Origin of the sequence: Methylobacterium sp. WCS2018Hpa-22, from assembly GCF_031843785.1 — a bacterium.
In the GTDB taxonomy this organism is placed as follows: Bacteria; Pseudomonadota; Alphaproteobacteria; order Rhizobiales; family Beijerinckiaceae; genus Methylobacterium.
Window position 1 is genome coordinate 17,712 of sequence record NZ_JAVTJA010000006.1, and the last position, 12,599, is coordinate 30,310.

General features: G+C 65.8%; 10 protein-coding genes. 9 read left to right on the forward strand and 1 reads right to left on the reverse strand.

The window, feature by feature from the left end; translation table 11 throughout:
* Positions 1-25: 25 nt before the first annotated feature.
* The gene (locus tag RQI43_RS09515; protein WP_311275000.1) at positions 26-682 is read right to left on the reverse strand and encodes a TetR/AcrR family transcriptional regulator; all 657 of its coding nucleotides are present in this window, start codon (positions 680-682) and stop codon (positions 26-28) included.
* A 120-nt stretch (positions 683-802) separates the two neighbouring features.
* On the opposite strand from RQI43_RS09515, the gene RQI43_RS09520 reads away from it, so the two are divergent.
* From RQI43_RS09520 to lpxB, 9 genes are all read left to right on the forward strand, one after another.
* Positions 803-2,005 (forward strand): HlyD family secretion protein, encoded by a 1,203-nt coding sequence (locus tag RQI43_RS09520; protein ID WP_311275001.1) that lies wholly within the window; start codon positions 803-805, stop codon positions 2,003-2,005.
* Positions 2,006-2,014: 9 nt separating this feature from the next.
* Positions 2,015-3,592 carry a DHA2 family efflux MFS transporter permease subunit gene (locus RQI43_RS09525; protein WP_311275002.1) on the forward strand — a complete coding sequence of 526 codons (1,578 nt, stop codon included), beginning with the start codon at positions 2,015-2,017 and terminating at the stop codon, positions 3,590-3,592.
* Positions 3,593-3,756: 164 nt separating this feature from the next.
* Entirely contained in the window at positions 3,757-4,917 is a 1,161-nt protein-coding gene (rseP, locus tag RQI43_RS09530; protein ID WP_056431493.1) for an RIP metalloprotease RseP, read from the forward strand.
* A 353-nt stretch (positions 4,918-5,270) separates the two neighbouring features.
* A complete protein-coding gene (gene bamA, locus RQI43_RS09535) occupies positions 5,271-7,856 on the forward strand; it encodes an outer membrane protein assembly factor BamA (protein WP_056431490.1) in 2,586 nt (861 codons plus the stop codon).
* A gap of 47 nt (positions 7,857-7,903) precedes the next feature.
* Positions 7,904-8,968 carry a UDP-3-O-(3-hydroxymyristoyl)glucosamine N-acyltransferase gene (gene lpxD / locus RQI43_RS09540; RefSeq protein WP_311275003.1) on the forward strand — a complete coding sequence of 355 codons (1,065 nt, stop codon included), beginning with the start codon at positions 7,904-7,906 and terminating at the stop codon, positions 8,966-8,968.
* A 194-nt stretch (positions 8,969-9,162) separates the two neighbouring features.
* A complete protein-coding gene (gene fabZ / locus RQI43_RS09545; RefSeq protein WP_405030585.1) occupies positions 9,163-9,618 on the forward strand; it encodes a 3-hydroxyacyl-ACP dehydratase FabZ in 456 nt (151 codons plus the stop codon).
* Positions 9,615-10,427, forward strand: coding sequence for an acyl-ACP--UDP-N-acetylglucosamine O-acyltransferase (gene lpxA, locus RQI43_RS09550; protein WP_405030586.1), 813 nt, complete (start codon positions 9,615-9,617; stop codon positions 10,425-10,427). Before fabZ ends, lpxA begins: the two co-directional genes overlap by 4 nt.
* The gene (locus tag RQI43_RS09555; protein ID WP_311275004.1) at positions 10,424-11,308 is read left to right on the forward strand and encodes a UDP-2,3-diacylglucosamine diphosphatase LpxI domain-containing protein; all 885 of its coding nucleotides are present in this window, start codon (positions 10,424-10,426) and stop codon (positions 11,306-11,308) included. Before lpxA ends, RQI43_RS09555 begins: the two co-directional genes overlap by 4 nt.
* 8 nt (positions 11,309-11,316) lie before the next feature.
* Positions 11,317-12,507 carry a lipid-A-disaccharide synthase gene (gene lpxB / locus RQI43_RS09560; protein ID WP_311275005.1) on the forward strand — a complete coding sequence of 397 codons (1,191 nt, stop codon included), beginning with the start codon at positions 11,317-11,319 and terminating at the stop codon, positions 12,505-12,507.
* Positions 12,508-12,599 lie beyond the last annotated feature (92 nt).

The window sequence follows — 12,599 nt, forward strand, 5'->3', positions numbered from 1 at the left end:
TGACCTCTCGTCATGCGGCGGGTCGTCAATCCTCGGGTCCATAGGCCGCGAAGAACACACGGATGGCTTCGGTCACGCGGGTCCCGATTTCGGCTTCGGTCACCGGACCGCCCGCGGCGAAGAGCAGGCGCGTGAGCAAGCCCGCCTGGCACAGATGCAGGAAGTGCTTGGCCGCGAGTTCCGTATCGGCGTGGCGCAGGCGGCCCGCCACGACATGACGGTCGAGATAGGCGGTGAGCCTCGCGACGCCCTGCGCCGGTCCCGCTTCGTAGAAGGCCTGGCCGAAGCGTGGAAACTTCTCTGTCGCGCCGATCACCATGCGGATGATCGCCACGTGGTCCGGGCGTATCATGTGGACGAGGTAGCTCTGCCCCAGGCGGGTGAGCGCGCCGCGTACATCCGGATCGTCGGCATCGAACTGGAACAGAGCCTCGGCGAGGCAGCGCTTTTCCTCCAGCGTCAGGGCCTCGAACAGAGCCTCCTTGCTGTCGAAATAGACGTAGAGCGTGCCTTTCGAGACGCCGGCCGCCTTCGCGATCTCGCCCATGCTGGCACCGTCGAAACCAGAGGCCATGAAGACCGAGCGTGCGCCGTCGAGGATCTGCCGACGTTTATCCGTCTCCGGCGCGGAGCGGGTGCTCGCCTTCTCGACCGTCGGGCGCTCTGCCTGGACTGCACTCACCGCTCACCCCAATTGACCGAACCGTTCAGTCATCATACCTAAGGGGAACTCGCGGCGTCGGTCAACCTGATGCCGAATGACCGAACGGTTCGGTCAATTCGTTGATCCCGGGATCAGACCATGTCTCTCCGTGACGAAGGCAGTCATTCTGCCGCCTCTGGCAGCGGCGACCTGCCGAACGACGCAGCGCCACTGGCGACTTCGGTCGTTGCGCATTCCCCGGTGCCGGTCGCCGCCACGGTGGCAACGCCGCCGAAGCCGCGGTTGCTCCGCAAGGCCATGATGCTGACCGTGCTCACGCTCGCGCTCGCGGGCGGCGGCTACAAGGGCTACGAATGGTGGACGGTCGGGCGCTTCTTCGTCTCCACCGACGATGCCTACGTCCAGGCCGACATCTCGATCCTGGCGGCCAAGGTTCCCGGCTATCTCGCCGCCGTGCCGGTGATGAACGGGCAGGCGGTGAAGCAGGGCGACGTGATCGCCCGCCTCGACGACGGCGATTATCGCCTCGCCGCCCAAGCCGCGCATGACAAGCTCCTGACTCAGCAGGCTACCATCGCCCGCATCGGCCGGCAGGTGGAGGCCGCACAGGCGCAGCTCCTCCAGAGCGCGGCGCAGATCGATGCGGCCAAGGCCGATTCCATCCGCGCCGCTGCCGATTATGCCCGGCAGCAGCAGCTGGAGAAGGTCGATTTCGTCGCCAAATCGCGGATCGAGCAGGCCCTGGCCGATCGCAACCGCACCGAGGCCACGGTGAAAGGAGCCGAGGCGAACCTCGCCATGATGAAGGCCAATGTCGAGGTCCTGCGAGCTCAGGGCCGGGAGGCGGAAGGGCTCGCGGCTGAGTTGAAGACCGCCGAGGACAGGGCCGACCGCGACCTCGCCTTCACGGTGATCCATGCGCCCTTCGACGGTGTCGTCGGCAACAAGGCAGTGGAGGCGGGCGCCTATGTTGCGCCGGGCTCGCGCATCGCGGCCTTGGTCCCCTTGGAGAGCGTGCGGGTCGACGCGAACTTCAAGGAGACGCAGGTCGAGCGGATGCATGCCGGCCAGCAGGTCCACATCGCGGTGGATGCCTATCCGGGCCGTGACATCGTCGGCGAGGTCGAATCTTTGTCGCCGGCCTCGGGTTCCGTCTTCAGCCTGCTGCCGCCCGACAACGCCACCGGCAACTTCACCAAGATCGTGCAACGCCTGCCGGTGCGCATTCATGTGCCGGCGGACGTGGCGCGGGAAGGGCTCCTGCGTCCCGGCCTCTCCGTCACCGTGCGCGTCGATACCCGTGGCGAGGACGAACGCGTCCGCACGGCGTGGCGGCATTAGGGGCCGATCATGGCCGATACCGCCACCATCGCGCCCGCACCCGCCGCCGAGCCGCCCCTCGATCGCCGCCGCATGGTGGCCTTCGTCTGCATGGTGTTCGGGATGTTCATGGCCATCCTGGATATCCAGATCGTCTCGGCATCGCTGGCCGAGATCCAGGCCGGGCTCTCGGCCTCGGGCGACGAGATCCCCTGGGTCCAGACCAGCTACCTCATCGCCGAGGTCATCGCGATTCCCCTGTCGGGCTTCCTCTCGCGGGTGATCTCCACCCGCTGGATGTTCGTGGTCTCGGCGGGTGGGTTCACCCTGATGAGCCTGATGTGCGCGACCTCCACCTCGATCAACGAAATGATCCTGTGGCGCGCGCTGCAAGGCTTCATCGGCGGCGGCATGATCCCCACCGTCTTCGCCTCGGCCTTCACGATCTTCCCGCCCTCCAAGCGTCCCATCGTGTCACCGATGATCGGCCTCGTGGCGACGCTCGCCCCTACGATCGGTCCGACGGTGGGCGGCTACCTGACGGATGCGTTCGACTGGCACTGGCTGTTTCTCATCAACGTGGTGCCGGGCATCGTCGTCACCGTGTCGACCTACCTGCTCGTGGATTTCGACGAGCCCAACCTCGACCTGTTCAAGCGCTTCGACTGGTTCGGTCTCGCCTTCATGGCCGCCTTCCTCGGCTGCCTCGAATACGTGCTGGAGGAGGGGCCGAATCACGATTGGCTTCAGGACGAGGCGGTCTTCGCCTGCGCCATCATCTGCGTCGCCGGCGGTATCGCCTTCTTCTGGCGCGCGCTCACGGCGGCTGAGCCCATCGTCGACCTGCGCGCCTTCTCCGACCGCAACTTCGCGGCGGGCTGCATCTTCAGCTTCGTTCTCGGCATCGGGCTCTATGGCCTGACCTACCTCTACCCGGTCTATCTCGGGCGGGTGCGCGGCTACTCGGCTCTGCAGATCGGCGAGACGATGTTCGTCTCCGGTTTGTGCATGTTCGCCACCGCGCCCATCGCCGGCCGGTTCTCGGGCAATGTCGATCCGCGCATCCTGATGGGGATCGGCTTCACCGGCTTCGCCGCCGGCACCTGGATCGTCACCGGGCTGACCAAGGACTGGGACTTCTGGGAATTGCTGCTGCCCCAGGTCCTGCGCGGCTGCTCGCTGATGCTGTGCATGATCCCGATCAACAACATCGCGCTCGGCACGCTTCCGCCGGCGCGGATGAAGAACGCGTCCGGGCTCTACAACCTCACCCGCAACCTCGGCGGGGCGGTGGGCCTCGCCCTCATCAACACCGTGCTCAACGACCGCTGGGACCTGCATCTCGCCCGGCTGCACGAGCGCTTCACCTGGACGAACAATACCGTGCTGGAGCGGCTCGACATGACCCGTCGGCAGTTCGATGCGCTGGGCCTCGACAGCAACGCCATGGCCCTGAAGGCGATGATGAACACGGTGCGGATGCAGGGGCTGGTGATGGGCTTCACCGACGTCTTCCTGGTGCTGACCTTCCTGTTCCTCGCCATGGCCTGCGCGACTCCGTTGATCCGCCGGCCGCGTGCCGCCGCGCCAGCGGGAGGCGGGCATTGATGCGGTCGTCATCGCCCGGCCCTTAACCGTCCACCGAGGAAAGCGGGGACGGGAGAGCCGCATGCGACGATCTCACCGGCCCCGCCCGGTTTGCGTTCGCTCGTCCGCGATCCGATCTGCTATGGACGTGTGTTGGCCCCTCGCGAGGCCCTGAGGATCGACGAATGGACTTTCTAGCTTCGATGGGGGGAACCGCCTCCGGCTTCTTCGGGTCGGTGATCCCCTTCGTCATCGTGCTCAGCATCGTGGTCTTCGTCCACGAGATGGGCCATTTCCTCGTCGGTCGCTGGTGCGGCGTCGGCGTTCACGCCTTCTCCATCGGCTTCGGTCCCGAGCTCTTCGGCTTCAACGACCGTCACGGCACACGCTGGAAGGTGTCGGCGATCCCGCTAGGCGGCTACGTCAAGTTCCATGGCGACGCCAATGGCGCCAGCGTGGCCGATCCCGCCGCCCTGGCGCGGATGACGCCCCAGGAGCGTGCGACGAGCTTTCCCACGCAGAGCCTGGGTAAGCGGGCGGCGATCGTGGCTGCCGGCCCCATCGCCAACTTCCTCCTCGCCATCGCGCTTTTCGCCGGGGCGATTTACTTCGTCGGTCGCTACGAGCTTCCGCCGCGCATCGATGGCGTAATGCCAGGCAGCGCCGCGGAGCGTGCCGGATTCCAGCCCGGCGACGTGGTCACGTCCATCGACGGGGCGAGTGTCACCAACTTTCTCGACATGCAGCGCACCGTTTCCGGAAGCGCCGGCGCCAGCCTCGCCGTCACCGTGGATCGCGGCGGCGAGACCAAGACCCTGACCGCCGTGCCCGACGCGGTGGAAGAGCGGACCCCGTTCGGTAAGCATCGCCTCGGCCGCCTCGGCATCAAGGGGCCGAACGGTGCCGATGCCCAGGTTCGGCATTACGGCCTGTTCCAATCCCTCGGGCTCGGCGTGTCGGAGACCTATTTCGTCGTCGACCGCACGATGAACTACCTCGGCAAGCTGGTGACGGGCCGCGAATCCGCCGATCAGCTCTCCGGTCCGATCGGGATCGCGCGCGTCTCGGGCGAGGTCGCCAAGGTCGGTGGCGTCGGGGGGCTCATCGGTCTCGTGGCGCTTCTCTCCGTCTCGATCGGCCTGCTTAACCTTTTTCCGGTTCCCCTCCTCGATGGCGGGCACCTGTTGTTCTACGCGTTCGAGGCCGTTCGCGGCCGCCCGCTGAGCGAGAAGACCCAGGAGATCGGGTTCCGGATCGGGCTCGCACTGGTCCTGTTCCTCATGCTGTTCGCCGCCTGGAACGATATCCTGAACCTCGGTGCGTCCTGGTCCGGCCGGGGCTCCTGACCGGACGCCGCCGTCTCGGCCGCTGCGCGGAGCAGTCCTCTCGCAAGGTTGTGGATTTCTCCACAACATATTGATTGCACTCGACATTCGAAAAGCCCGCCCGGTCACCGGAGCGGGCTTTTTGCTGCAAATTGACGATTGATTCACCTTATCGAGCGATGAACGGGAACCGTTAAGTGACCGGAAGGCCACGTCTCCCCAAAATCCCCCCTACAGCCCAGGTCCGAGCGTTTGCTTCGCTCGGGAAACTCGGTAGAAGCTGAGCTTGGGACCAGGTGACGGGACGGTCGGATAACGACCGCCTGTCTGCGGGTGCAAACCCGGACTGTTAATAAATAGAGACGGGCGATTACATGATGTCGATGACGGGGAAGCGCCGGCGTAAGTCGGCCGAACGGACCATCGTCCTAGTCGCTGCCGCGGCCGCAGGGCTGGTTCTGGGCGGCACGGCTCAGGCGCAGCAGATCGTCGTCCAGGGTAACAAGCGCGTCGATGCCGACACGATCCGGTCCTACGTGACCGGCACGGCCTCCGGATCTCCCGAAGAGGCCCGCCGCAACCTGCTGGCGAGCGGCATGTTCTCCGACGTCAAGGTCTCGCGCAGCGGCGCCGGGACGGTGGTGACGGTCCGCGAGAACAACCTGATCAACCGGGTCGTGTTCGAGGGGAACAAGAAGGTCGAGAAGGGGACGCTCGAAGCCGAGGTCGAGGCCAAGGCCCGCGGCGGTTTCAGCGAGGGCATCGTCCAGGCCGATCTTCAGCGCATCCGCGAAATCTACCGCCGCGCCGGCCGCGGCACCGCCAAGGTCAGCTTCCGCACCGTCGATCTGCCGAATGGCCGTATCGACCTGATCTACGTGATCGAGGAAGGCGACAAGACCGGCATCAAGGCGATCAACTTCGTCGGGAACAGTGCCTATTCCGAGAGCAAGCTGCGCGAGCTGATGAGCTCGTCGGAGATGAACTTCCTCTCGTTCATCAAGACATCCGACGTCTATGATCCCGACCGGATCACCAACGATCTCGACCTCGTGCGCCGCTACTACCTGAAGAACGGCTATGCCGACTTCCGGGTGGTGAATGCCGATGCGCGCTACGTCGAAGGCGAAGGCGATGCCGGCTGGGTCATCACCGTGACGGTGGACGAGGGTCAGCAATACACCGTCGGCGCTGTGGCCATCGATTCGCGTCTGCCGGGTGTCGACACCCAGATCCTCGACGGCGAGGTCCGCGCCGCCGTGGGCGACGTCTACAATGCCGAGGACGTGGAGAAGACCCTCTCCGGCGTGACCAATCAGGTCGCCCGTCAGGGCTTCCCCTTCGCTCAGGTTCGCCCGACCGGTCAGCGCGACCGCGCCACCCACACCGTGGCGCTCGGCTTCGTCGTCGAAGACGGCCCGCGCGTCTATGTCGAGCGCATCAACATCCGCGGCAACACCCGTACCCGCGACTATGTCATCCGCCGCGAGCTCGATATCACCGAGGGCGACGCCTATAACCGCGTCCTGACCGATCGTGCCGAGCGTCGCCTCAATGGCCTCGGCTTCTTCAAGAAGGTCCGCTTCTCCAACGAGCCGGGCTCTTCCGCCGACCGCGTGATCATCAACATCGATGTCGAGGATCAGCCCACGGGTTCGTTCTCGGTGGCAGGCGGCTACTCCACCCAGGACGGCATCATCGGCGAAGTCTCGGTCTCCGAGTCGAACTTCCTCGGTCGTGGTCAGTACGTCCGTGTCGCCGGCACCGGCGGCCAGTACTCGCGCGGCGTCGATTTCTCGTTCACCGAGCCATACTTCCTCGGCTACCGTCTCGCCGCCGGCTTCGACGCCTTCTACAAGTACAGCGATCTGACCCGCTACTCGCGCTACGAGACCACCGTCTACGGCGGTCAGATCCGCGTCGGCCTGCCGATCACGGAAGAGTTCGGCGTCACGCTGCGCTACTCGCTCTACAACACCGAGTTGACGATCCCGAACAGCACCAAGCGACCGTATAACGACTGTTCGAACCCGATCCCCGGTTTCACGACGGTGAACCCGGCGGGCACGATCGATCCCGTCTCCGGCCTCAACACGGGTGGTCTGGCTTCCTACCCGAACAACTGCGCCTTCAATGGCGAAGCCTCGATTGCTCTGAAGGGTTCGACTGGAAACACTCTCACCTCGCTTGCCGGTGTGACGCTTGCCTATTCGACGCTGGACAACCTCGCCCAGCCGCGGAACGGCCTCTATGCCGAGCTGAAACCCGAAATCGCCGGTCTCGGCGGTGACTCGAAGTTCTTCCGCGTGGCTGGCGACGTTCGCTACTACAAGGAATTCTACGAGGACGTGGTCGGCTTCGCCCGCTTCCAGGGCGGCCATATCTCGCCGCTCACCGACGAGAAGCTGCGCATCACCGATCAGTACTTCCTCGGCCCGTCGCTCGTTCGCGGCTTTGCGCCCAACGGTATCGGTCCGCGCGACGTCGGCAGCGCCGACTCCCGTTCGAACGCTGTCGGCGGTACGACCTACTTCGGCGGTACGCTCGAAGTTCAGTTCCCGATCTACGGTATTCCGCGTGATCTCGGTCTGAAGGGCGCCGTCTTCGCCGACGCCGGTACGCTGTTCGGCTACAACAGCCGCACGCAGTTCAACGTGAACGGCGACGCGATCATCAACGGCATCGCCCCCGGCGGGGCCTGTGCCTACACGGCGCTGGGTGCCGGAGCGATCACCGTCGAGCCGGAATGCCTGAACGTCCGCGACAAGATGACGATCCGCTCCTCGATCGGTGCGTCCATCCTGTGGAACTCGCCGCTCGGCCCGATCCGCTTCGATTACGCTTACGCCCTGACCAAGGACGAGGGCCAGAAGATCTACAACGCCGATGGCAGCTTCCTCGGCCGCGTGGGCAAGGATCAGCTCCAGGCCTTCCGCTTCTCCGGCGGTTCGCGCTTCTGAGCCAAGACGCACGGGCTTCATTCTCGAAGCCCGTGCGTTGTCGCATCATGTCTGATCCCATCTTCTTCGCATCCAGCACGACCCTCAGCCTCGGTGACATCGCCGGGGCTGCAGGCATTTCGCTCCCCGAGGGAGCGGATTCTCAGCTGATGGTCAGCGGCGCGTCTCCTCTCGAGACTGCCGGCCCGAGCGACCTCGCCTATATGGACAATGCCCGTTACGGCGATGTCCTGGCCCAGACGAAGGCGCTGGCGTGCCTCGTCTCGCCGCGCTTCGCGGCCAAGGTTCCCGCATCCACGGTGGCGCTCGTCACGCGCGATCCCTACCGGGTCTATGCCGGCCTGTTGGCGCGCTTCCATCCGGAGGCCATGCGGCCGCTTTCGCAATTCGCCACCGAGGGCGTATCACCGGGCGCCCATGTCCATCCCAAGGCCCATCTCGAAGACGGCGTCATCGTCGATCCCGGCGCCGTGATCGGTCCCGGTGCCGAAATCGGTTCAGGGACCGTCATTGGACCGAACGCCGTCATCGGTCCGAATGTCCGCATCGGCCGCGACTGTTCCATCGGTGCGGGGGCGACCCTGGCCTATGCGCTGGTCGGCAACCGCGTGATCCTCCATCCTGGTGCGCGCCTCGGCCAGGACGGGTTCGGCTTCGCCATGGGGCCGGGCGGGCACCTCAAGGTTCCCCAGACCGGCCGCGTCATCGTGCAGGACGATGTCGAGATCGGTGCCAACACCACGATCGATCGCGGCGCCGGCCGCGACACCACGATCGGGGAGGGGACCAAGATCGATAACCTCGTCCAGATCGCCCATAACGTGGTCATCGGCCGCCACTGCGTCATCGTCTCCGGAGTCGGCATTTCCGGCTCGACCACGCTGGAAGATTACGTGGTCCTCGGCGGTCAGGTCGGCGTGGTCGGGCACCTCCGGATCGGCATGGGCTCGCAGATAGCCGGTTCCTCGAACGTCAACCGGGACGTCCCGCCCGGAAGCCGATGGGGCGGTACGCCGGCAAAGCCCGTGCGCACTTGGTTCCGTGAACTCACGGCCCTGGCCCGGCTCGCGGAGAAGTCCGGGCGCGACACGAGCGAGCCGCAGAAGGATTGAGCGAGATCCAAGATCGGTCGCATGGGATTGCCGACCGGTCTCGGATCGCCGACGTCATCCCTCCGCAAGACTTCGCAACCGCAAGACTTGCATCGGGTGGCGTTTATGCCGAAGACAACATTCCATTTTTCAGGGGATGAGGCGAGGCGTCAGGTGCGCCGGCGCGCCATGGGATTGTTCGATCGATGAGTGACATGCCGAAAGATCTGGGCTCGGCCGACATCCAGAAGATCCTGGAACTTCTGCCCCATCGCTATCCGTTCCTGATGATCGACCGGATCATCGAGATCGACGGGGACCGTTCCTGCATCGGCATCAAGAACGTGTCGTTCAACGAGCCGCAATTCACCGGGCATTTTCCCGGTCTGCCGGTCTTTCCGGGTGTTCTGCTGATCGAGGGCATGGCCCAGACCGCCGGCGCGATCTGCTGCCAGCACATCAAGACAGATGACATGCGGGCCAAGCAGGTCTTCTTCATGACCATCGACAAGTGCAAGTTCCGCAAGCCCGTCGTACCGGGTGACACGGTGCGGTATCATATGACGAAGATGAACCAGCGCCGGACCATGTGGTGGTTCCGGGGCGAGGCCCGCGTGGGCGACACCCTCGTGGCGGAAGCCGAGATCGGTGCCATGCTGGTGACGGAGTGAGCGACGTGGCTGAAATCCATCCGAGTTCCGTTGTCGAGGATGGAGCCACGATCGGCGAAGGCGTCCGCATCGGCCCCTTCTGTCATGTCGGACCGGATGTGGTCCTGGGCGAAGGCTGCGAACTCATCAGCCATGTCGTCGTTGCCGGGCGAACCGGCATCGGTGCCCGCACCAAGCTCTATCCCTTCGCCTCCATCGGACACCCGCCGCAGGATCTGAAGTTTCGCGGCGAGGTGTCGACGCTGACGATCGGCGCCGATTGCCTGATCCGTGAAGGCGTCACCATGAATCCCGGTACCGCCGGAGGCGGGCTCGAGACGACCGTGGGCGACAAGTGTACCTTTCTCGCCAATTCCCATGTGGGCCACGATTGCCGTGTGGGCGATGGCGTCGTCTTCTCCAATAACGTCATGCTCGCGGGTCATTGCACCGTTGGTGACCATGCGATCCTCGGTGGCGGCGCCGCGGTGATTCAGTTCGCGCGGGTCGGCGCCCATGCTTTCGTCGGCGGTCTCTCCGGATTGGAGAACGATTGCATCCCTTACGGCATGGCGCTCGGCAATCGCGCGTATCTGTCTGGCCTCAACATCATCGGGCTGCAGCGCCGTGGTTTCGCGCGGGAAGACATCCATGCCCTGCGCCGCGCCTATCGCCTGCTCTTCGCCCAGGAGGGCACCTTGATGGAGCGCGTCGAGGACGTGGCGGCGGAGTTCGAGTCGCATCGTGCGGTGGCGGAGATCATCGCTTTCATCCGTGAGGGCGGTAAGCGCTCGATCTGCACCCCGCGTGAGAATTCGGGCTCGGCTTGACCGCCTCTCTCCAGCCGGTGTCCCTCGTCGATCCGCATCCGGAAGAGCGTCTGGTTCTGGTGGCGGGGGCCGGCCGGCTCCCCGAGCTGGTGGCCGATTCCCTCGATAGGTCGGGGCGCTCGTTTCGGGTGCTGGCCATTCGCGGCTTTGCCGAACGTCCGATGCGTGCGCGAGCCGACGCCACGGTCGATCTCCTCGACATTGCCGGTGCGCTGGCCATCCTGGAGGCCTGGGGGCCGGCCTGCGTCATACCGGTGGGCGGAGTCTCACGCCCCAATCCGGCGGCGATCCTCAATGCCGCGGCGGCTTTGCGGAACCGCGAGGCGCTCAGAGCCATATCGGGGGGAGGGGACGACCGGTTGCTACGGGGCGCCCTCGTCCTCCTCGAGGATAACGGCCACCGCGTCGTCGGCATCCATGACGTGGCGCCGGACCTCCTGAGCCCGGAGGGGCAACTCGGCAGGCTCGCTCCCGACCTCGCGGCTCAGGCATCCATCGCGACCGGCTGCAATATTCTCGCGGCGCTGGCCGCCCATGATGTCGGCCAGGCCATCGTCGTGGCGGCGCAACGGGCGCTCGCGGTGGAGGGACCCGAGGGAACGGACCGGATGCTCGCCCGTGCGCGTGCCCTCGGCCGCAAGCCCTTCGGATTGGGCTCAGCCCAGCCGGGCACCGTGCTGGTCAAACTCGCCAAGACGGGCCAGGATCTGCGGGTCGACCTGCCGGCCATCGGGCCGCGCACGGTCAAGGCCGCCGCCGCGGCGGGCTGCGCCGGTATCGCCATTCAGGCCGGTTACACCCTCATCATCGACAGGAACGCCACGGTGGCCGAGGCCGACCGCGCGGGACTGTTCCTCATCGGTTTGCGGATCGAGGCATGAATCGCGGCATGACGACCACGCCGTCCAAACGAATCTGGCTCGTCGCCGGGGAAGATTCCGGCGATCAGCTCGGCGCCAAGCTGATGCGGGCGCTATCGAACCTCTCCGATGGGCCTGTGGCGTTCGGTGGGGTCGGTGGTGAGGCCATGGCGGCGCAGGGCTTCGTCTCCCTGTTTCCCCTCGATGACGTGGCGGTGATGGGCTACCTGCCCGTGGCTGCGCGCCTGCGCACCCTCCTGCGCCGCATTCGGCAGACCGTGCGCGACATCGTCGAATCGCGTCCCGACATTCTCGTCATCATCGACAGTCCCGGTTTCACCCACGCCGTGGCCTCACGGGTGCGCAAGCGCCTGCCGAGCCTTCCCATCGTCGATTACGTCTCTCCCAGCGTCTGGGCGTGGAGACCCTGGCGCGCAGCGAAGATGCGGCCTTTCATCGACCACGTCCTGGCGCTCCTGCCCTTCGAGCCGGACGCGCATCGCCGGCTCGGCGGCCCGGACTGTACCTATGTCGGGCATCCGCTCATCGAGCGACTCGCTGAATTGCGCCCGAAAGCCGACGAGGCAGCGGCTCGGGAGGGGACGCCCCCGACCCTCGTGATCCTGCCCGGCTCGCGCCGTTCCGAAATCGAGCGGCTGATGCCGGTCTTCGGTGCCACCCTGGATCTGCTCGTCCAGCGCTACGGGCCGATCGATGCCGTGCTCCCGGCGGTCACGCGCCATCGTGCGATGATCGAGCGTCTGGCCCTGTCCTGGTCGCGGCCGGTGACGATTGTGCACGGTGAGGTGGCGAAATACGCAGCCTTCCGGCGATCTCGTGCCGCTCTGGCGGCTTCGGGCACGGTCACCCTCGAACTCGCTCTCGCCGGCGTGCCGATGGTGGTGGCCTATAAAGTCTCGCGCCTGGAGGAGGCGGTGGCACGGCGGCTCATCCAGGTGCCGACCATCGTGCTTCCGAATCTGATCCTCGGCGAGAATGCCATGCCCGAATTCATCCAGGCCGAATGCACCCCCGGCCGCTTGGGCGAGGCCATGCTGCCGCTTCTCAAGGGCGGCGAGTCTCGTGACGCGCAGGTGCGGTCGCTTCAGCGCATCGACGGGGCGATGCGGCTGGCGGGCGATGACGAACCGAGTCGCAAGGCAGCCAGGATCGTGTTGTCGATGGCGCGCCCGCCCGTCAGCGGATCGTCGTCGGCATAGCCGCTTTGGGTCGCCCGCTTCTCATCGCCTCGGAGGCTTGGACGGCGCTGGGCGGTAGGGCCCTCTCGTCCGCCTTGGGCGACGATGACAGC

Bases quoted from the DNA above. Each gene is read 5' to 3' on its own strand.
- RQI43_RS09520 (WP_311275001.1), top strand. From the start codon at position 803: ATGTCTCTCCGTGACGAAGGCAGTCATTCTGCCGCCTCTGGCAGCGGC.
- RQI43_RS09525 (WP_311275002.1), top strand. From the start codon at position 2,015: ATGGCCGATACCGCCACCATCGCGCCCGCACCCGCCGCCGAGCCGCCC.
- rseP (WP_056431493.1), top strand. From the start codon at position 3,757: ATGGACTTTCTAGCTTCGATGGGGGGAACCGCCTCCGGCTTCTTCGGG.
- bamA (WP_056431490.1), top strand. From the start codon at position 5,271: ATGATGTCGATGACGGGGAAGCGCCGGCGTAAGTCGGCCGAACGGACC.
- lpxD (WP_311275003.1), top strand. From the start codon at position 7,904: ATGTCTGATCCCATCTTCTTCGCATCCAGCACGACCCTCAGCCTCGGT.
- fabZ (WP_405030585.1), top strand. From the start codon at position 9,163: ATGCCGAAAGATCTGGGCTCGGCCGACATCCAGAAGATCCTGGAACTT.
- lpxB (WP_311275005.1), top strand. From the start codon at position 11,317: ATGACGACCACGCCGTCCAAACGAATCTGGCTCGTCGCCGGGGAAGAT.